Origin of the sequence: Veillonella tobetsuensis, from assembly GCF_002959935.1 — a bacterium.
Classification (GTDB): Bacteria; Bacillota; Negativicutes; order Veillonellales; family Veillonellaceae; genus Veillonella; species Veillonella tobetsuensis.
In genome coordinates this window covers 1-21530 of sequence record NZ_PPDF01000009.1, presented here as the reverse complement: position 1 = coordinate 21530, position 21530 = coordinate 1, and the positions used below count along the sequence as shown (strand labels likewise).

The following is a 21530-nucleotide window of genomic DNA, read 5'->3' as shown; positions in this document are numbered from 1 at the left end:
GAGTTTCTTTTCATAATATAAATCCTTGGAGGACATATGAATTTACTAGAAGTAGGTATTCCTACCGTTCCCCTTAGAGGAATGGTTGTATATCCGAATATCGTAATTCATCTCGATATCGGTCGAGACAAATCCATCAAAGCGGTAGAAGCCGCAATGAGCGAAGACCGCATTATGGCTGTCGTATCTCAAAAAGATGACGCCGTTGATGCACCTACGGTTCATGATTTGGCCCAAATGGGTACACTTGTAAAAATTAAACAAATGTTGCGCTTACCAGGTGGTATTGTTCGTGTTCTCGTTGAAGGGATTACTCGTATTCGTGTCATGAACATTACGAGCATGGACCCTTACTATGTAGGGGATTATGAACGTGTACCATCTGTATTTGAAGATGATGTAGAACTTGAAGCGTATCGTCGTTTGGTGCAATCCAAATTTAATGAATGGGCTGATGAGTCTAAATCGATTACAGAAGATGGCATAACTCGCGTTATGGAGCTACGTGATCCATGTGAATTGGCGGATCAAGTGGCGTTTATGTTGCCTATCAATAACGCAAAACAACAAGAATTATTAGAAGAATTATCCGTAGCTAGACGATTGAATATGATTGTAGGTATTCTTAATATGGAGTTACAAATCTCCGATTTAGAAAACTCTATCAATAATCAAGTTCGTCAATCTATGGAAAAGGCTCAAAAGGAATATTTCTTACGAGAAAAAATCCGCGTCATCCATGACGAATTGGGTGATAAGGGCGACCCTGAGGAAGAAGCAGAAGAATTAAGAGAACAATTAAAAGCTCTTAATTTGAGTGAAGAGGTTCACACTCGTATTGATAAAGAAATCTCCCGCTATAGCCGTATGCCTCAAATGATGCCAGAAGCGACGATTTTAAGAAATTATCTGGACTGGGTATTAAATTTACCGTGGAATACTGTTACTGATGATCGCCTCGATATTAACGAAGCTAAAGAGATTCTAGAAGCGGATCACTATGGCCTCGAAAAGGTTAAAAAACGTATACTCGAATTCCTAGCAGTTCGTAAATTAACAGGTAAAAATAGTGGTTCTATCCTTTGCTTGGTGGGACCTCCTGGTGTTGGTAAAACATCCTTGGCGTCCTCTATTGCACGAGCAATGAACCGCAAATTTATCCGTGCGTCCCTAGGTGGTGTTCGCGATGAAGCTGAAATTCGCGGCCATCGTCGTACCTATATCGGTGCATTGCCAGGTCGTATGATTCAAGGTATTAAAAATGCAGGAACTAGAAATCCTGTATTCCTGCTTGATGAAATCGATAAACTAGCATCTGATTATAAAGGTGATCCATCATCTGCATTGCTCGAGGTCTTAGACCCAGAGCAAAACAGCTCATTTAGTGATCACTTTATCGAAATTCCCTTTGATTTCTCTGATGTATTTTGGATTACTACTGCTAACGTGGCATCCAATATTCCGGGTCCATTATTAGACCGTATGGAAATCATCGAGCTTTCAAGTTATATGGAAGACGAAAAATTAGAAATTGCAAAACGCTATTTAGCACCTAAACAAATCGAGAGAAACGGTTTGAAAGATAATAAAATTAAATTATCTGATGCAGTGTTAAAGAAAGTTGTTTCTGAATATACCCGCGAAGCTGGCGTTCGTACATTGGAAAAAACTATCGCTAAAATCTGTCGTAAGATGGCATATCAAGTGGTAGAACAAGGTGTTGAAACGCCGAAGATTTCCATTAAAAATTTACATGAATACTTGGGTGCTCCTATTTTTATTGATCAAGAGCGTGAAAAGAAACCACAAGTTGGATATGTTAATGGTCTTGCGTGGACCTCTGTAGGTGGTGTAGTATTACCTTGTGAAGCTACAACTATGGCAGGTACTGGTAAATTGGCATTAACTGGTAGTCTTGGAAAAGTAATGCAAGAATCTGGTCATGCAGCGATGAGTTATATTCGTCATAATGCAAAAACCTTGAAGATTGATGAAGATTTCTATAAAAAGTTAGATATTCACGTTCATCTTCCAGAAGGAGCAACGCCTAAGGATGGCCCTTCTGCTGGTATTACTATGACCTTGGCCATGGTATCTGCTTTGACAGGCCGTAAAGTAAGAGCTGATCTTGCCATGACTGGTGAAATCACATTGCGTGGCCGTGTCCTACCAATTGGTGGTCTTAAAGAAAAATTATTGGCAGCATTGTCCTATGGTGTTAAAGAGGTTTTCATTCCTAAAGGAAATGAAAAAGATATTCCTGAATTACCAGATAACGTAAAAGAAGGCCTTATCATTACATCTGTAAAGACAATGGATGAAGTTTTAGCAAAGGCACTTGTATAATGCAAAAGAAGAAAAAATCCACAAAACACATGGGTCCAAAACCACAATATACAAGAAAAGAGATTAAAGGACCTCGCATTATAGCAGCAAAATATAATACATCCTGTGTAAAAGCAGATCAATATCCTGAAGGGGATACCGTAGAAGTAGCCTTTTTAGGACGCTCTAATGTGGGCAAATCTTCATTGATTAATTCCTTGTGTAATTATCGTGGTCTTGCCCTCGTGAGTGGACAGCCTGGTAAAACGAAGACGATAAACTATTTTGATATCGAGTCAAAAGAGGATCTTAGTGAAACGGAAGAACGTCGATATCACTGGTTCTTAGTCGATTTACCTGGATATGGCTTTGCAAAGACAAATAAAGATAACCGTAATATGTGGTCATCCTTTATTTCCGATTATATTTTGCATTCTGAACGCTTGATGTTATTATGCTTGCTTATCGATGGGCGTCATCCAGAGATGCCTATTGATAAGGTGGCATTTGATTGGCTCGTTGAGGCTGGTGTACCACTACAAATCGTAGTGACCAAGGTGGATAAGCTCAATGCTAAAGAGAAAGCAGTCAATTTAGCAAAGATTAAGGAAATGTATCCAACGGGCACACCGCCGATTATGTATAGCTCGCTAAAACACACTGGTCGTGAGTTACTACAACAACGAATTAATAAAGTACTAGTAGGAGATGAAGCATGAGTAATACGAATCAGTTAGAGATGATGGAACGCATCGCTCTTGATTTAGAGCGTGTTGAACGTGCTCTTGCATCATCTTTTAATACAGGGGCAGAGGATTTTAATGATCTAATCAGACCTTTATCCGAAGCTGGTGGTAAACGACTGCGTGCACAATTATGTTTGCTTATTGCTAATGCAGGTCAATCGATAGAGACAGAGCGCATTAAAATTGCAGAAGCTGTTGAAATGTTACATTTGGCGACATTAATTCATGACGATGTATTAGACCAAGCTGAAATTCGCCGTGGTGAAGATACTATTCATAAGCATAAGGGCAATAAGGTGGCTATTTTAAGTGGTGATTATCTTTTTGCCAAGGCATTTCGCATTGTATCTGAAATGCCGCATATGGAATATTTGAAGGTCTTTTCTCATATCATCAGTTGCCTTGTGGAAGGTGAATTTATGCAAATGGAAGATGTATATCGCATCGACCAGGGTATAGAGCGATATATGATAAAGACGCAAAAGAAAACAGCGGATTTTATGGAAGGCTGTATGGAACTCGGTGGCTTATTAGGCGGTTGGTCTAGTGAAGAAATTGGTTATCTTAAACAATATGGTCATGCATTAGGTATGGCGTTCCAAATTACAGATGATATCATGGATTATCGTGAAACATCTGATACAACTGGCAAGCCTGTTGGTAATGATCTTCGAGAGGGGTTATTAACCTATCCATTGCTCAGTATTGTCAATGAAACTAATAAAGATGAACTGTTAGAAGATATCCAAAATCTTAACCATGGTGGCAATGAGCAAGACATCATTGACTATGTGATAGCTCGAGGTGGAATTGATAATACATTGCGCGTAGCCCAACAGTATTGTGATGATGCGTTGTCCGCATTACAGGCAATTCGTGATTTTGAGGGGAAAGAATTTTTAGTATTAGCCGTTCAAAATTTGGCAGATAGAAAGGTATAATATGGAGGCCTTCGAACCTAAAGCTTTCGAATATCCCATTAAGAAACCTTCATTCGATAGTGTAGTTCGGCAAAAGCGACGAGAACAGGAGCAAAAAGCTGAACAGGAACGATATGCTGTTATTGATGCCGATCCGAAAGAAAACCATCCAGAACCGTTGTATACGGAGATGGAACAAAAAATGATGGATGAAGCTGCTAACCTATCGTTAGTAGGTCATTTGTCAGAGCTTCGTAGACGCATTATAATTATGGTCATTTCCATTATTATAGGAACAGGGATAGCCTATTATTATGTAGATGTTTTATTAGATATTTTATTGGCCCCTGCTGGCAAATTATATTATATGCGTCCTACAGAAGCCTTTTTTACCTATATGAAGGTATCTATTGCGGGAGGCATGATTATGGCATCGCCTATCATATTGCATCAAATATGGCTCTTTGTAAAACCTGCGTTGACAGCTCGTGAAAAACATCTGTCAAATTGGATTTTACCAGTAGCCTTTTTGTTGTTTCTAATAGGTATTCTATTTTCCTATGCATTGGTATTGCCCGCTGCTGTTAAGTTCTTTATGGGCTTTGCTACAGATGAGTTACAACCGATGTTTTCTATCGGCCAATATATGGATTTTGTGTTAGCCTTTGTGCTGCCGTTCGGCTTTATATTTGAACTGCCGCTGATGATTATTATTATGGGATATTTTAATTTAATTACATCCCAATTTTTAAAGAAGAAACGCAAACTATTTATTTTGCTTTCCTTTATCATAGGTGCAGTAATTTCACCTACACCGGATATGTTTTCTCAGACTATGATTGCATTGCCGATGATATTATTATATGAAACTAGCCTCTTTGTGTTAGCTAAAGTGATGAGACGATAAGTACTTACTTTCAGGAGGAACGATGAAAACCTACGAAAATTTAACCACCTACAATCCTGGTGAAATCGAAAGTAAATGGTATTCCTATTGGGAAAACCAAGGTTACTTTCACGAAGAAGTGGACACTGATAAGGAGCCGTTTAGCATCGTATTGCCACCACCAAATGTTACAGGTATGTTGCATATGGGGCATGCGCTCGATAATACATTACAAGATATCTTGATTCGTTTTAAACGTATGCAAGGTTACAATGTGTTATGGATGCCTGGCACCGACCATGCGGGTATTGCGACGCAAATTAAAGTAGAGGAAATGCTCGCTAAGGAAGAGGGAAAATCCCGCTATGATTTAGGGCGTGAAAAATTCGTAGAACGCGTTTGGGAATGGAAGAAAGAATACGGCGATACTATCGTTAAACAAATTCGCAGCTTAGGCGCATCTTGTGACTGGAGCCGCGAGCGTTTTACCTTGGATGATGGCTACTATCATGCAGTGCGTGAAGTATTCGTAAAACTTTATGAAAAAGGTTTGATTTACCGTGGCGAACGTATCATCAACTGGTGCCCACGTTGTGCTACAGCTTTGTCTGATGTAGAAGTGGAACATGAAGATGAGCATGGCCATTTATGGCATATTAAATATCCTGTAAAGGGGGAAGAAGGCCGCTTTGTTGTTGTGGCTACAACACGTCCAGAAACTATGTTTGGTGACGTAGCAGTAGCCGTAAACCCTGAAGATGATCGTTATAAAGACCTCATTGGTAAAACATTAATCTTGCCATTCGTTAACCGCGAAATTCCTGTCATTGCCGATGACTATGTAGATGCGAGCTTTGGTACAGGGTGTGTAAAAATTACACCTGCTCATGACCCTAATGACTTTGAAATGGGGCAACGCCATAATTTAGAATCCATCGTTGTTATGAACAATGATGCCACAATGAATGAAGGGGCTGGCAAATTTAACGGTATGACACGCGAAGAAGCGCGTAAACAAGTGGTAGCAGAGCTTCAAGAATTAGGTTTACTGGAAAAAATCGATGATCATGACCATGCAGTAGGTCATTGTTCCCGTTGTAATACAATTATCGAACCAATGGTTTCTAAACAATGGTTTGTAGATATGAAACCACTTGCTGAACCAGCATTAAAAGTTGTTAAAGACGGGGACGTTCAATTTGTTCCAGAACGATTTACTAAAACATATGTAAATTGGCTCGAAAATATCCGTGACTGGACGATTTCTCGTCAATTATGGTGGGGCCATCGTATTCCAGCCTGGTATTGTGATGACTGTGGCGAAACTATCGTTAGCCGTGAAGATATTACAGAATGCCCTCATTGCCATGGTCATGTAACACAAGATCCAGACGTTCTTGATACATGGTTTAGTTCTGGCTTATGGCCATTTGCTACGATGGGTTGGCCTGAACAAACGGCTGAACTCAAACAATGGTATCCAACTAGCGTTCTTGTAACTGGTTACGATATCATCTTCTTCTGGGTTGCTCGCATGATTTTCATGGCTCTTGAATTTGAAGATGAAATTCCATTCAAACATGTATTCATTCATGGTCTTGTACGAGATAGCCAAGGGCGTAAGATGAGTAAATCCTTGGGGAATGGTATCAACCCGTTAGATGTTATTGGTGAATATGGTGCTGATGCATTGCGCTTTACCCTTGTAACAGGCAATACACCAGGTAATGACATGCGTTTCTACATGGAACGTGTGGAAGCAAATCGCAATTTCGCCAATAAGATTTGGAATGCGTCCAAATTCGTTCTTATGAATTTGACGAATTATGATGAAAGCTTTGTTCCAACTGAGTCTGATTTGACATTGGCGGATAAATGGATTGTAGAAAAATATAATGAAACTGTACAAAACATTACTGCTAACCTTGATAAATTTGAACTTGGTGAAGCGGCAAGCTCCGTATATGATTTCATTTGGAATACGTATTGCGACTGGTACATTGAACTCGCTAAACCTCGTTTGTATAGCGATGCTAATGAACGCGACCGTCGTACTGTTCAATACTTGCTCGTAACTATCTTGCGTCATATGCTAGAATTGTTACATCCATTTATGCCGTTTGTTACAGAACATATTTGGCAACACTTACCTCACGAAGGGGATAGCATCGTCGTTGCTAAATGGCCGGAAGCATTATCTTTCACAAATCTTACGGATGCGGCACGTCAAATGGAAATTATGATGGATGCTATCAAGGGCATTCGTAACATGCGTGCCGAAATGAATGTACCATTAGGCAAAAAAGCAGAAGTTATTGTGGCCCCAACTGATGCGTCCATAGCACAAGCTGTAGCTAGTCATAGCGATTATTTCGTTACACTTGCTTGGGCTGAAAAGGTAACAATCTTAGGCTCTAATGATCCGAAACCAGAAAATGCAACCGTAACAGTTGTAAATGGTATGGAGGTATACCTTCTTTTGAAAGACCTTATCGATGCAGATAAAGAAAAAGAACGTATCGAGAAAGAAAAGGTTCAAATGCAAAAAGAAATTGCACGTTTAGAAGGTAAATTGAACAACCAAGGCTTCCTAGCAAAAGCACCTGAAGCAGTAGTTGCTAAAGAAAAAGAAAAATTAGAAGAATATAAACAAAAACAGCAAGCGTTGTTAGAACGTGAGGAATTCTTAAAAACCTTATAGGAGGTTTATATGACATACGAAGAAGCCTTAGCGTATTTAGAAGATACTTCATCCTTTGGTATCAAACCTGGGTTGGAGCGCATTCAAGCATTAATGCAAGCGTTAGGGAATCCTGAACGAGATTATAAAATCATTCATGTTACGGGAACTAATGGAAAAGGTTCCGTAACAACATATATTTCGTATGCTCTATTTACCAGTGGATTACGGGTGGGGCGATTTACATCGCCTCACCTTGAATCTTATACAGAGCGTATAGAAATCAATGATGTACAAATCAGCAAGGATGCGTTTGGTGAATTAATTAGTCGTGTTCGCCAAGGTTTAGAACAAATTATTGCTGACGGAGTAGAAGCACCTACACAATTTGAAATTTTAACAGCTGCAGCATTCTTATTTTTCAAAGAGCAAGGTGTAGATTATGCTGTTATTGAAGCTGGCTTAGGCGGATTGCTTGATTCAACTAATATTGTGAAACCTATAGTTTCCGTTATAACCAATGTTACGCTAGATCATCAAGCCTATTGTGGTGATACGGTTGAAGAGATCGCTAAACATAAGGCGGGGATTATTAAAGAGGGCGTTCCTATTGTAACTGCTGCACAAGGTGGACCATTAGGTGTTATCGAAGAGGCCGCGAAGGACAAGCATGCGCCATTATATATCTTCAATAGAAAGTTTGGCATCGATAGTCGCAGTGTAGTGCCGGGTGGTCAGATTATGACCATCAGTGCAGTCGATATGGCACCGGCTATGTTGTTTACAACAATGGCTGGCGTTCATCAGTCTGTTAATTTAGCATGTGCCCTACAGGCAGTTCGTCTTGTAATGGAACAGGATGATGCTATTAGCGAAGAAACAATGCGTGAAGGCTTTGCTCGTGCTACTTGGGCTGGTCGCTTTGAAATCAAAAAAGCCTTGGATAGAACATTTATTTTTGATGGAGCTCATAATGCTGCGGGCGCAGAATCTTTTAACATGACGTATCAAGAATTGTTTGAAGATAAACCAAAAACAATTGTAATGGCTATTTTGTCGGATAAAGACGAAAATGGTATTATCCGTGAGGTTGTAAAACCGAAGGATACGGTTATTGCTGTGGCAGCGCCTACACCTCGTACGGAAATACCAGAACAGTTGGTGGAAAATGTCCGTCAATGTGTTAAACAAGTTGTGGCCCAAACGGAAGAGTCCGTAAGCGATGCTCTAGAGTTAGCCTTACGGTCAACTCAAGCTGGAGATAACATTGTTGTATGTGGATCATTATATATTCTTGGCGAAGCTCGCGCTTGGTTACAAGACCGCCTGAGCCACTAGGTAATCATTATGGAACACTCATTATTTCCAACAGAAACGAAATTAAAGTTTTACATTGAACGTCTTATTTATGGTGTAGTCATTGCTATGCCTCTACAACCAATGGTGGGGGATGTACTCTTATGGATTGCCATAGGAATTGCTTTCGTTGATTTAATAAGACGTCGCAACCTTAGCCTACCTACAGGGTGGTTGTCCTGGACTGTTATGTTTTTTGTCCTATGGACTGGTGTATCTGCTGCATTATCTGATAATGCTCAATGGGCTTTGACGAGCTGGTTTTATCAGATTATAGCAGGTGGTGGTATATATTATCTAGTACGGACGTATATTAGCACACCAAAACAATGGCGATATTTTCTTCAATGTGTATTAGGGACAGCGATTCTAGTTTGTTTTATTGGAGCTTATGAATATATTTTTGTTCCCAATCAGCATATTAATGAATGGGTAGATGCCACCCAATTTCCAAAATTGATGCGCCGCATGTCGTCGACATTGATGAATCCAAATCTACTAGGTGCTTATCTATTGATGATCCTCAGTGTTAGTATTAGTTATTTATTGGTATATTGGAAAGGGTTAACAAATAAAATCTTATCGAAAGCCTATAAGAAACAGATTTATATGATGATACCTGTAGCTCTTATATTATTTGTTACCTTGCTATTAACCTATTCACGGGGCATCTGGATTAGTTTTGGTGCTATGGTGATATATTGGGGCATCTTTGTGGAGCGCCGTTTGTTACTATCCCTTTTAGCAGTTCCAATTATTCTTTATTTCTATGATGGGGAAATTGCGACCCGCCTTTGGTCTATATTCCAAGGTCATGATACATCTGCTGATCTGCGATGGGCTCTGTGGGATAGTACCATGTATATTGTTCGTGAGAATCCTATATGGGGGATTGGATGGAATACATTCTATTTAGTTTATCCTGATTATAACTACTATATTCAAGGTCCCAATGTATTGATGTATCATGCACATAATTTATATCTCAATATGTTGGCAGAAATAGGCATACCAGGATTGATTTCTTTTATAACTGTATTATTAGGACATGTTATTACATCTATACGATTGCAAGGGGATGTATTCCGTAAAGCTGCATCAATCGGTGTAGGGGCTTTAGCCGTAGGGGTCCTTGTAAGTGGATTGTCCGATTTTGAGTTATATAGTCATCAAGTAACGATTACATTTTGGTTATTGATGGGGTGGGTAGGTGCTTTTGTGAAAGCACAGCAAAAATCTACCACAATTAATCATAATTAAAACGCATCGAAACTTTTCGATTGAAAGCAGAAATCCTCAAGATTTAATAATTCAATATTCCATAGACGTCAGTTTGAACATAGTGGGGCAAATCGAAGAAACTCTATATCCTGTATAGTGTTTCTCGATTGCCCCTTTTTTTACAATATATATGAAAAGTATATCGATAATTCCTGTAGGTTATAACGATGTGAATTTAATTTATGTGAAACATGAAAAATCCATGACTTTTAGTCATAATACCATATAAATATGTGACAAAAAATACATTTTATGCATATAAGTTGACAATGAACTTGTAAAAGCATACGATGAAGTAGGTTTAAGGAACGAGTTAGACCAAGAAATTGATCAACTGTCGTTTAACAAGGTGATTTGAAGGAGATGGTACGATGATAGACATCAAAGATCGCGTTAAAAATGCGGCCCTCCAAGGCAAAATTGTCTCAGCTTTTGAAGCAGCTCAATTGATTAACCCTAATGATAAAGTTGGTATTTCCGGCTTTACTCCATCTGGTTATGCAAAAGCTGTACCTTTAGCTTTGGCAGAAAGAATGGAAAAAGAACCATTCAAAATTGATTTATGGACAGGTGCTTCTGTAGGTGATGAAGCTGACGGTGCGTTAACACGTGCTAATGGTATTAACCGTCGTTTCCCATATCAAACTAATGGGGATACACGTAAAGCTTTAAATAGCGGTGCGGTTAAATACATCGACATGCATTTGAGCACAATGGCACAAAATGTTCGTTATGGTTTCTTCGGTGATTTAGACGTTGCAATTATTGAAGTATGTCAAATCAATGAAGATGGCTCCTTAGTACCTACTACATCTGTTGGTAACTCTCCAACATTTGTTAGCAAGGCTAAAAAGGTAATCGTAGAAGTTAACGTATCTCAACCATTGTCCTTGGTTGGTATGCATGATATCTATGAACCACTTGATCCACCATTCCGTAAACCAATTCCATTAGAAACAGCTGGTGATCGTATTGGTACTGAAGCAATCCCTTGTGATCCAAGTAAAATTGTTGCAGTAGTTGCTTGTGACGTTCCTGATACAACTAGACCATTGGCTCCTATCGATGATGATGCGAAAGCAATGAGTCAACATCTTATCAACTTCTTCGAACAAGAAATTGCAGAAGGTCGTTTACCTCAAAACTTGCTTCCATTACAATCTGGTGTAGGTTCTGTAGCAAATGCGGTAATCAGTGGCTTGGCTAAAGGTCCATTCACAGATTTGTCCATTTACACAGAAGTAATCCAAGATGGTATGTTCGACTTGATCGATGCTGGTAAAGTAACTGTATGTTCCGGTACTGCATTAAGTCCTTCTCCAGATGGATTAAAACGTTTCTATGCTAATATCGACGAATACCGTAAGAAAATTATTCTTCGTCCGCAAGAAATTTCTAACAACCCTGGTATCGCACGTCGTATTGGCGTTATTGCCATGAATACTGCAATTGAATTTGATATTTTTGGCAATGTAAACTCTACTCATATTATGGGTACAAAAATGATGAACGGTATTGGCGGTTCTGGTGACTTTGCACGTAGTGCATATCTCACTATTTTCTGCACTAATTCCGTTGCTAAAAATGGCGACATCAGTTCTATCGTTCCATATGTATCTCATGTGGATCACCCAGAACATGACACTATGATTTTCTGTACAGAACAAGGTGTTGCTGACTGTCGTGGTTTGAGCCCAGTGGAAAGAGCTCGTTTGATCATTGAAAAATGTGCTCACCCAGACTACAAACCTATGTTAACTGAATACCTCGAAAAGGCACTCGCTGCAACTAAAAATGCCCATACACCAATGTTGCTCGACGAAGCTCTTTCTTGGCATAAACGCTTCACAGAAACTGGAAGCATGAAAAAATAAACCTGTTTTTTTAGGAGGATGATGAAAACATGGCTTACGAAAACTTAAAAGCCCAAATTGCTGAGTATAACAAACTTTGTGACGAAAGAAGTGCAAAAACTCCAGAACGTCAAAACTTGAAATACAACCGTGTGTACACACCAGTTGATATCGAAGGCTTTGACTATGAACGCGATTTGGGAATGCCTGGCGAATTCCCTTACACTCGTGGCGTACAACCTACAATGTACCGTGGTCGTTTCTGGACTATGCGTATGTATGCAGGCTTCGCTACAGCAGAAGAATCCAATAAACGTTACCGCTACTTAATCGAGTCCGGTGCAACTGGTCTTTCCTGTGCATTTGACTTACCTACACAAATTGGTTACGACTCCGACGATGTTGTTGCAGAAGGCGAAGTTGGTAAAGTAGGTGTAGCGATTGACTCCTTGAAAGATATGGAAATCTTGTTCGACGGCATCGACCTTGGCAAAGTATCCACATCCATGACAATCAACGCTCCAGCGTCCGTTTTGTTGGCAATGTATATCGCAGTAGCTGAAAAACAAGGCGTACCATCCACAGAATTGATGGGTACAATTCAAAATGATATTTTGAAAGAGTACGCAGCTCGTGGTACTTACATTTTCCCTCCAAAACCATCCATGCGTTTGATCACTAATATCTTCGAATATTGTTCTCAAAATGTTCCAAAATGGAATACAATCTCCATTTCCGGTTACCATATCCGTGAAGCAGGTTCCACAGCAGCGCAAGAAATCGCATTTACAATTGCTGATGGTATTGCGTACGTAGAAGCAGCTTTGAAAGCTGGTCTTGACGTTGACTCCTTCGCTGGTCGTCTTTCCTTCTTCTGGAATGCTCATAACAATGTACTTGAAGAAGTTGCTAAATTCCGCGCATCCCGTCGCTTATGGGCAACTATCATGAAAGAACGTTTTGGTGCTAAAAAACCAAAATCCATGATGCTTCGTGTACATACTCAAACAGCTGGTTCCATGTTGACTGCACAACAAGTTGATAACAACATCGTTCGTGTTGCTCTTCAAACTGCAGCTGCTGTAATGGGCGGTACTCAATCCTTACATACAAACTCCCGTGACGAAGCATTGGCTCTTCCTACAGAAGCATCTGTACAAGTAGCTCTTCGTACACAACAAATCGTGGCTTACGAATCTGGTTTAGCTGACGTAGTTGACCCATTGGGTGGTTCCTACTATGTAGAAGCTATGACTAACGCTATCTATGACGAAGCTATGTCTTACATCAAGAAAATTGATGAAATGGGCGGCGCTGTAGTAGCAATCGAAAAAGGCTACATCCAAAAAGAAATTCAAGAATCCGCTTACAAATGGCAAATGGAAGTAGAATCTGGCTTGCGCACAATCGTTGGCGTAAACAAATTCCAAGTTGAAGAAGAAGCTCCAAAAGACTTGCTTCGCGTAGACGCTTCCGTAGGTGTTAACCAATCCAAGAAAACTCAAGCAGTTCGTGCTAACCGCGACCAAGCAGCAGTTGATGCAGCATTAGCAGCTCTTAAAGTTGGTGCAGCTGACGAAAACGTTAACTTGATGCCATTAATTCTTGACGCAGTTAAAACATATGCTACTTTGGGTGAAATTTGTAATGTATTGCGCGAAGTATTCGGTGAATATGAAGCTCATTCCACATTATAATATCGGCTAATTTCGGAGGTAATAAATCATGGCAGAAAAACGTATTAGAGTAATCGTAGCAAAACCAGGTCTTGATGGTCATGACCGTGGTGCAAAAGTAGTAGCACGCGCACTTCGCGATGCTGGTTTCGAAGTAATCTACACAGGTCTTCGTCAAACTCCAGAACAAATCGTTGAAGCAGCTCTTTCTGAAGACGTTAATGTAGTTGCATTATCCCTTCTTTCCGGTGCTCACAACACATTGTTCCCTAAAATCGTTGAGCTTTTGAAAGAAAAAGGCATGGGCGATGTATTAGTAATCGGTGGTGGCGTTATTCCTGATGCTGATATTCCTGGCTTGAAAGAAGCTGGCGTAGCAGCTGTATTCACACCTGGTACACCAACTGGTGATATTGTAAAATTCATCAACGAACACGTAAAATAATTAATAGGATGAGAGGGGTTCAACTGGAATAGCTGACTCCCCTCTATTCCCATATTCTAAGATAGGTGGTGAGGCGAATGGATTTAGTTAAAGGCCTCTTTGAAGGTTCTCGACTAGCCTTAGCACGGTCCATTACCGCTGTAGAAAATGAGTATGATAATGCCATCGAAATAATGAAGGCCATTTACCCTAAAACAGGGCGTGCACGTATTCTCGGTATCACAGGGGCCCCTGGTGCTGGTAAAAGTACTTTGACCGATAAAGTAGTAAAACACTACTTAGATCAAGGTAAAACAGTCGGCATCGTTGCCATCGACCCAACTAGCCCATTCTCAGGTGGCGCTATCTTGGGGGACCGTATTCGTATGAATGATTTAACATTAAACGAAAATGTTTTCATTCGAAGCATGGGTACGCGTGGTAGTCTTGGTGGTTTATCCAAAAAGACTGCAGACGTTGTTAAATTAATGGATGCCTTTGGCATGGATATAGTTATCATTGAAACTGTAGGCGTAGGTCAATCCGAAGTAGATATCGTAAAAAATGCAGATACTACATTGGTTGTACTTGTTCCAGGTCTCGGTGATGATATCCAAGCTATTAAAGCGGGTATTCTTGAAATCGGCGATGTATTTGCTATCAATAAAGCTGACCGAGATGGTTGCGATCGTTTGAATGTTGAAATTGAAATGATGCTTGACCTTGACTCTCGTGAAGTAAAATGGCGCCCACCAATTAAGCGCACAATTGCTAGTAAAGACCAAGGCGTAGATGAACTCATCGAAGCCTTAGATGAACATTTTGAGTATCTTGAAGATTCTGGTGAATTGGAATCTCGTCGCGCAGAACGTACTCGTGATGAAATCATCGCAATGATTAATGAACAAATTGGTCGTTATGTAGCTGAAAAAATCATTACAAGCGACGAATTTAATAGCCAAGTGGCAGCTGTCAATGAGCGTGAAAACGACCCATATACAGTTGTTAACGGCGTAATGACAAGCGTGCTAAAGTAGACGGCGACTACTTAGCATTAGAGATTTAGCCTTAAAAAGGAGATAATCGAAATGGCTTTTAAAGTATTACAAGTGGATCACATCGGTATTGGTGTTAATGACTTAGCAGCAACTAAAGAATTTTATAAAAATGCTTTGGGTATTGAACATCTTCCAGAAGATGAAGTAGTAGAAGAACAAAAAGTAAAAGTATCCTTCTTCCCATGTGGCGATGCTGAATTAGAATTCTTAGAAACTACTACTCCAGATGGCCCTATCGGTAAATTCATCGAAAAAAATGGCGGCCGTGATGGTATCCAACACGTTGCATTACGTGTAGATAATATTGAAAATGCTATTGCTGATCTTATGGCAAAAGGTATTAAAATGATTGATGAAAAACCTCGTTACGGCGCAGGCGGCTCCGCTATTGCATTCCTTCATCCTAAAGCGACTGGTGGCGTTTTACTTGAACTTTGTCAACGAATGAAATAAAATAATAATGTAACAAGTTTTTTTTATGGAGGTGCTGACATGCAAACAGTGCAAGAAAAAATCGAGTTGTTGCACGAAAAGCTAGCTAAAGTAAAAGCTGGTGGCGGTGAAAAACGCGTTGAGAAACAACATGCTCAAGGCAAAATGACTGCTCGTGAACGTTTGGCGAAATTATTCGATGACAACTCTTTTGTTGAACTTGACCAATTTGTTAAACATCGCTGTGTTAACTTCGGTCAAGAGAAAAAAGAATTACCAGGCGAAGGCGTAGTAACTGGTTACGGTACTATCGATGGTCGTTTGGTATATGCATTCGCACAAGACTTCACCGTAGAAGGTGGTTCTCTTGGTGAAATGCACGCTGCTAAAATCGTTAAAGTACAACGTTTAGCAATGAAAATGGGTGCTCCTATCGTTGGTATCAATGATTCCGGCGGTGCGCGTATCCAAGAAGCAGTAGATGCTCTTGCTGGTTACGGTAAAATTTTCTTTGAAAATACAAATGCATCTGGCGTTATTCCACAAATTTCCGTAATCATGGGACCTTGTGCAGGTGGTGCTGTTTATTCTCCAGCATTGACTGACTTCATCTACATGGTTAAAAACACATCTCAAATGTTCATCACTGGTCCTGCAGTTATTAAATCTGTAACAGGTGAAGAAGTAACAGCTGAAGATCTTGGTGGTGCAATGGCTCACAACTCTGTGTCCGGTGTTGCTCACTTTGCAGCTGAAGATGAAGATGATTGTATCGCTCAAATTCGTTACTTGTTAGGTTTCTTGCCTTCTAACAACATGGAAGACGCTCCATTGGTAGACACTGGTGATGATCCAACTCGTGAAGACGAAGGTCTTAATAGCTTGTTACCTGATAACAGCAACATGCCTTACGACATGAAAGATGTTATCGCTGCTACAGTAGATAATGGTGAATACTATGAAGTTCAACCATTCTATGCTACAAACATCATCACTTGCTTCGCACGTTTTGATGGTCAATCCGTTGGTATCATTGCTAACCAACCAAAAGTAATGGCTGGTTGCTTGGACATCAATGCATCTGACAAATCTTCCCGTTTCATCCGTTTCTGTGATGCTTTCAATATTCCAATCGTTAACTTCGTTGACGTTCCTGGTTTCTTGCCTGGCACAAATCAAGAATGGGGCGGTATCATTCGTCATGGTGCTAAAATGTTGTATGCTTACTCTGAAGCAACAGTACCTAAAATTACTGTTATCACTCGTAAAGCATACGGCGGTTCCTACCTCGCAATGTGTTCCCAAGACTTAGGTGCTGACCAAGTATACGCTTGGCCTACATCCGAAATTGCTGTAATGGGTCCTGCTGGTGCAGCTAACATTATCTTCAAGAAAGATGAAGATAAAGATGCTAAAACAGCTAAATACGTGGAAGAATTCGCAACTCCTTACAAAGCTGCAGAACGTGGCTTCGTAGATGTTGTAATCGAACCAAAACAAACTCGTCCAGCAGTTATCAATGCATTGGCTATGCTTGCAAGCAAACGTGAAAACCGTGCTCCAAAGAAACATGGTAATATTCCATTATAATTCGATTCGGTAAATATATCATCGAATTTGGGAGATACCTTTCTTTACTAATTTTTTAGAAAGGGGAATGATTATGGAAGGACAAGCAGTTACTACCAATCCTTGGCTAATTATGGCTATTAATATGACAGTTGTGTTTGTGGTGCTAATTCTTTTAGGCGTATTGATGCAAATCGTGCATATGATCGATCCTACTAAGAAAAAAAAAGCCCCTGAAGCAAGTACAACTGTAGCAGCTCCAGCAGCAGCTCCTGTAGCAACGCCAAGTGCATCCGCTCAAAATGAGGATGAAGTAGTAGCAGCTATCGTAGGTGCCATTGTGGCGATGGGGTACTCATCTGAACAAATTGCATCTATTCGACCTACAGCAACTAGTGCTAAATGGCGCTTAGAAGGTCGTTTAAGCGGTAGAGGTTAATATTATTTTAGGAGGCATTTGTAATGAACAATGCTACAGCAACTAACGGTAAAGCTCCATCTCAAGATGTAGTAGCGGTTATCGTTGGTGCATTATCAGCAATGGGTTATTCCGCTGATCAAATTGCGCACATCCGTCCAATTGTAAGCTACAACTGGAAAATGGAAGGTCGCGTACGTGGTACTCGTTAACAGTGTCACTTAATTCGGTAATCGATAGGATTATCAGATTAATATGTGTAAATAAAAATTTGTAAGTATTGTGTAGACATACACATTTTGGAGGAATTTAAGATGAAAAAATTCAATGTTACAGTAAATGGCACAGCATATGATGTAGAAGTTAATGAAGTAAAAGGCGCAGCTCCTGCAGCAGCTCCTGCAGCAGCTCCAGCAGCAGCTCCTAAAGCAGCTCCTGCACCAGCTCCAGCTCCAGCTGCAGCAGCAGCTCCAGTTCCAGCAGGTGCTGAAACTGTAAAAGCTCCAATGCCTGGTAAAATCCTATCTGTAGCAGTATCTGCTGGCCAAGCAGTTAAAAAAGGCGAAACTTTGTTGATTCTTGAAGCTATGAAAATGCAAAACGAAATCGCAGCTCCACATGATGCTGTAGTTTCTGAAGTTCGCGTATCTGCTAACCAAACTGTATCCACTGGCGATGACATGGTTGTTCTTGGCTAATACCAAGTATTGTAGTATGGCGCGGGTGCGCCGCGTCATATGACAATTTTATATTTGTGAAAGGGGAACGCATATGGAGGCTTTTGCTGTTGCGATTCAATCTGTTATAAACGATAGCGGGTTCCTCGCATTTACAACGGGCAATGCTATTATGATTCTTGTAGGTTTAATCCTATTATATTTGGCATTTGCTAGAGAGTTTGAACCATTATTGTTGGGTCCGATTGCGTTTGGTTGTGTACTTGCTAACATTCCTCGTAACGGTTTTGAAGAAGGCGTTATGGCACTTATTAGTGCAGGTATCTCCCAAGAAATCTTCCCACCATTAATTTTTCTAGGTGTAGGTGCAATGACTGACTTTGGTCCGCTCATTGCGAACCCTAAAACATTGCTTTTAGGTGCTGCTGCACAAATCGGCGTATTCGTTGCTTTAGGTGGCGCAATGATGCTTGGCTTTACAGCTCAAGAAGCAGCTGCTATCGGTATCATCGGTGGTGCTGATGGCCCTACATCCATTTATTTGGCTACTAAACTAGCTCCTCATTTATTAGGTGCAATCGCGGTTGCTGCATATTCTTATATGTCCTTAGTACCGTTGATTCAACCACCTGTAATGAAGTTATTCACTACTCAAAAAGAACGTGAAATTGTTATGGAACAATTGCGTGATGTTACACGTTTTGAAAAAATCGTATTCCCAATTGTTGCTACAATCTTCATTTCCTTATTACTTCCTTCCATTACATCCCTTTTAGGTATGTTGATGTTAGGTAACTTGTTCCGTGAATCTGGCGTAACTGATCGTTTGTCCGATACATCTCAAAATGCGTTGATCAATACTGTTACTATCTTCTTAGCAACTGGTACTGGCTTAACAATGAGTGCGGAACACTTCTTAAGTGTACAAACGCTCCTTATCATTTGCTTAGGTTTGGTTGCATTTATCGGTGGCACAGCTGGTGGCGTATTATTTGGTAAGTTGATGAGCATGGTTGACGGTGGTAAAACTAATCCACTTATTGGTTCTGCTGGTGTATCCGCGGTTCCAATGGCAGCTCGTGTATCTCAAGTAGTAGGTGCAAAAGCTAACCCAGCAAACTTCTTGCTCATGCATGCTATGGGTCCGAACGTAGCTGGTGTTATTGGTACAGCAGTAGCAGCAGGTACAATGCTTGCTATGTTGTCTAGCCATTAATTTAATATTTATTCACCAAGGTGTGCCTTTTGCGGTACACCTATTGGTGAATAAAAAAATCTCTTAATAGTATTTAAACATACAAAAAAGAGGGATATTAGCAATAAATGCTTTGTCAGATCGGTCATTAGGTGATACAAGAATTCACACAATAACCTTTCAGTGCTTTTTGATATAGTAGAGGTGGTCACTTGGTATCTATAGAATTAAAAATACTGATTTGTTTTATTTGGGCATTTATTGTATTTTTTATTACTGCACTGATTATCGGTAATGAAGGAAAAGCTAAATGGTTTCAACGTAGAACTAAATATACTTGGTTTAATCGCCGAGGATTTTTAGGGGAAGCGTTATTTTTTGGCTATCCTAAAACTAAAGAGGGTTATGGTATAACTTTTATGATGGCTTGTGCTATTAGCATTGTAAGCTATCTTGTGTATCTCATATAACTATAATCAGTGCATTTCTCTGAAGGGAGATGATGATGTATGGGTACTGCAGAACAAACCTTAATCGTCCTTGCAGTCATGGCTGTTTTATTCGTTACGGAAATTATTCCATTAGCTATTACTTCTTTAGGCGGTGCTATTACTCTAGGCCTTATGGGGATTATTACTCCTAAGGTTGTATTCTCTGGTTTATCTGATAGTACAGTTGTGTTGTTCGCTGGCATGTTCGTTGTTGGTGCTGCATTGTTCTACACTGGTTTAGCTCAAAAAATTGGGGAAACAGTAGTATCTCATGCAGGTACTAGCGAAAATGGCTTAATGCTTGCCATCATGGTTGTTACGGCAACTATGTCTGCATTCTTGTCCAACACTGGTACAACAGCTGCATTACTTCCAGTAGTTGTAGGTATCTGTGCTGTTGCGAAGATTCCTGCTTCTCGTCAATTGATGCCTTTAGCATTTGCTGCAGGTATCGGTGGTATCATTACAATGGTTGGTACACCTCCAAACATTATTGTAAGTGGTACATTGGCTAAATTTGGTGAAAAACCATTTGGTTTCTTTGAATTTGCTTGGATCGGTATTCCTTTGACTATTGCTACTATTGCATTCATGATGCTCATTGGTAAACATTTATTACCTAAACATGAAATTCAAGATGCTGGCGAAGTTGAACAAGAGGTAGCTGCTGAAGATATTTCTAACGATCCTAAGAAACAATTATTCTCTGGTCTTATTCTTTTAGGCGTAATCATCGCTATGATTTTAGGTGACTTCCTAAAAGGCTATGGTATTAACTTACCATTGAGCATGGTTGCAGTTATTGGCGCAATGCTTTGCGTATTAACTGGTTGCTTGAACGAAAAACAAGCTTACACATCCATTGACTGGGTAACAATCTTCTTATTCGCTGGTATGATGCCAGTAGCAACTGCACTTGACCAATCTGGTGCAGGTAAAATGATTGCTAATGCAGTAATCGGCGTTATGGGTTCTGACCCTAGCCCTTACTTTGCAACAGCTGTATTGTTCATTTTATCTTGTGTTATGACTCAATTCATGTCTAACACTGCATCTTGTGCATTATTGGCTCCGATCGGTATCTCCATTGCTCAAGGTATGGGCGCTGACCCTCATGCAGTATTGATGGCTATCGGCGTTGCTGCATCTTGTGCATTTGGTACACCTGTAGGTACACCTCCAAATACATTAGTACTTGGTCCTGGCCAATACAAATTTACAGACTATGTAAAAGCCGGCGTTCCATTGATCTTAGTTTGCTTCGTAGTAAGCTTAATTATTATCCCAATGGTATGGCCATTCTTCCCTGGTAAATAATAGGGGATAGGTTACTCTACTATACAAGCACACACGAGGTCGAATCGTAAGATTCGGCCTCGTTTTTTAGGCTCTCTGTCAAATGTTGGGGTGTTCACCCTACGAGCCTTCTTTGGCACCAATCATATGTATGGTTGGTGCCATTCTTTTTGCTCAAAAGTAGAATACGTACTCTAAATCTACCAAAGTGGCGAAGTCCATAGCTTATTCGTTTTAATACCTTAAT

At 40.1% G+C, this 21530-nt stretch carries 19 protein-coding genes and 1 pseudogene; 19 read left to right on the top strand and 1 reads right to left on the bottom strand.

Annotated elements, in window-relative coordinates; all coding sequences use genetic code 11:
• Window positions 1-36: 36 nt before the first annotated feature.
• The 19 genes from lon to VTHSUH11_RS05705 all read left to right on the top strand — a co-directional run bounded on the left by lon (window position 37) and on the right by VTHSUH11_RS05705 (window position 21304).
• Window positions 37-2346 carry an endopeptidase La gene (gene lon, locus VTHSUH11_RS05790; protein WP_105092967.1) on the top strand — a complete coding sequence of 770 codons (2310 nt, stop codon included), beginning with the start codon at window positions 37-39 and terminating at the stop codon, window positions 2344-2346.
• Complete coding sequence (gene yihA / locus VTHSUH11_RS05785) at window positions 2346-3044, top strand: ribosome biogenesis GTP-binding protein YihA/YsxC (protein ID WP_105092966.1); 699 nt, start codon at window positions 2346-2348, stop codon at window positions 3042-3044. Before lon ends, yihA begins: the two co-directional genes overlap by 1 nt.
• Window positions 3041-4012, top strand: coding sequence for a polyprenyl synthetase family protein (locus VTHSUH11_RS05780; protein WP_105092965.1), 972 nt, complete (start codon window positions 3041-3043; stop codon window positions 4010-4012). The genes yihA and VTHSUH11_RS05780 overlap by 4 nt, the downstream gene beginning before the upstream one ends.
• 1 nt (window position 4013) lies before the next feature.
• On the top strand, window positions 4014-4898 hold the full coding sequence (gene tatC / locus VTHSUH11_RS05775) for a twin-arginine translocase subunit TatC (protein ID WP_105092964.1): 885 nt from the start codon (window positions 4014-4016) through the stop codon (window positions 4896-4898).
• A gap of 22 nt (window positions 4899-4920) precedes the next feature.
• Window positions 4921-7578, top strand: a complete 2658-nt coding sequence (locus VTHSUH11_RS05770) for a valine--tRNA ligase (RefSeq protein ID WP_105092963.1) — start codon at window positions 4921-4923, stop codon at window positions 7576-7578.
• A gap of 9 nt (window positions 7579-7587) precedes the next feature.
• The gene (locus VTHSUH11_RS05765) at window positions 7588-8895 is read left to right on the top strand and encodes a bifunctional folylpolyglutamate synthase/dihydrofolate synthase (RefSeq protein WP_105092962.1); all 1308 of its coding nucleotides are present in this window, start codon (window positions 7588-7590) and stop codon (window positions 8893-8895) included.
• 9 nt (window positions 8896-8904) lie between these two features.
• A complete protein-coding gene (locus VTHSUH11_RS05760; protein ID WP_105092961.1) occupies window positions 8905-10173 on the top strand; it encodes an O-antigen ligase family protein in 1269 nt (422 codons plus the stop codon).
• 392 nt (window positions 10174-10565) lie between these two features.
• The gene (locus tag VTHSUH11_RS05755; protein ID WP_059363505.1) at window positions 10566-12068 is read left to right on the top strand and encodes a succinyl-CoA:acetate CoA-transferase ScpC; all 1503 of its coding nucleotides are present in this window, start codon (window positions 10566-10568) and stop codon (window positions 12066-12068) included.
• Window positions 12069-12097: 29 nt separating this feature from the next.
• The gene (locus tag VTHSUH11_RS05750) at window positions 12098-13744 is read left to right on the top strand and encodes an acyl-CoA mutase large subunit family protein (RefSeq protein ID WP_059363502.1); all 1647 of its coding nucleotides are present in this window, start codon (window positions 12098-12100) and stop codon (window positions 13742-13744) included.
• Between the two features lie 28 nt (window positions 13745-13772).
• Entirely contained in the window at window positions 13773-14168 is a 396-nt protein-coding gene (locus tag VTHSUH11_RS05745) for a cobalamin B12-binding domain-containing protein (RefSeq protein WP_059363500.1), read from the top strand.
• A gap of 77 nt (window positions 14169-14245) precedes the next feature.
• Window positions 14246-15184 carry a methylmalonyl Co-A mutase-associated GTPase MeaB gene (gene meaB, locus VTHSUH11_RS05740; protein ID WP_059363498.1) on the top strand — a complete coding sequence of 313 codons (939 nt, stop codon included), beginning with the start codon at window positions 14246-14248 and terminating at the stop codon, window positions 15182-15184.
• 51 nt (window positions 15185-15235) lie between these two features.
• The gene (gene mce, locus VTHSUH11_RS05735; RefSeq protein WP_059363496.1) at window positions 15236-15658 is read left to right on the top strand and encodes a methylmalonyl-CoA epimerase; all 423 of its coding nucleotides are present in this window, start codon (window positions 15236-15238) and stop codon (window positions 15656-15658) included.
• Between the two features lie 39 nt (window positions 15659-15697).
• A complete protein-coding gene (gene mmdA / locus VTHSUH11_RS05730) occupies window positions 15698-17227 on the top strand; it encodes a methylmalonyl-CoA decarboxylase subunit alpha (protein ID WP_059363494.1) in 1530 nt (509 codons plus the stop codon).
• Between the two features lie 73 nt (window positions 17228-17300).
• Window positions 17301-17645 carry a methylmalonyl-CoA decarboxylase subunit delta gene (gene mmdD, locus VTHSUH11_RS05725; RefSeq protein ID WP_059363493.1) on the top strand — a complete coding sequence of 115 codons (345 nt, stop codon included), beginning with the start codon at window positions 17301-17303 and terminating at the stop codon, window positions 17643-17645.
• Window positions 17646-17668: 23 nt separating this feature from the next.
• Window positions 17669-17836, top strand: coding sequence for a methylmalonyl-CoA decarboxylase subunit epsilon (gene mmdE, locus VTHSUH11_RS09565; protein WP_162837719.1), 168 nt, complete (start codon window positions 17669-17671; stop codon window positions 17834-17836).
• Between the two features lie 102 nt (window positions 17837-17938).
• Entirely contained in the window at window positions 17939-18322 is a 384-nt protein-coding gene (gene mmdC, locus VTHSUH11_RS05720) for a methylmalonyl-CoA decarboxylase subunit gamma (protein ID WP_059363491.1), read from the top strand.
• A 73-nt stretch (window positions 18323-18395) separates the two neighbouring features.
• The gene (gene mmdB, locus VTHSUH11_RS05715) at window positions 18396-19517 is read left to right on the top strand and encodes a methylmalonyl-CoA decarboxylase subunit beta (RefSeq protein ID WP_059363489.1); all 1122 of its coding nucleotides are present in this window, start codon (window positions 18396-18398) and stop codon (window positions 19515-19517) included.
• Window positions 19518-19708: 191 nt separating this feature from the next.
• Window positions 19709-19966: a hypothetical protein gene (locus VTHSUH11_RS05710; RefSeq protein WP_059363488.1), complete on the top strand. Its 258-nt coding sequence runs from the start codon at window positions 19709-19711 to the stop codon at window positions 19964-19966.
• Between the two features lie 39 nt (window positions 19967-20005).
• Window positions 20006-21304, top strand: coding sequence for an SLC13 family permease (locus VTHSUH11_RS05705; RefSeq protein WP_059363486.1), 1299 nt, complete (start codon window positions 20006-20008; stop codon window positions 21302-21304).
• A 94-nt stretch (window positions 21305-21398) separates the two neighbouring features.
• Here VTHSUH11_RS05705 and VTHSUH11_RS09680 read toward each other — a convergent pair.
• A pseudogene (locus VTHSUH11_RS09680) lies at window positions 21399-21530 on the bottom strand (ISL3 family transposase); the annotation flags it as partial.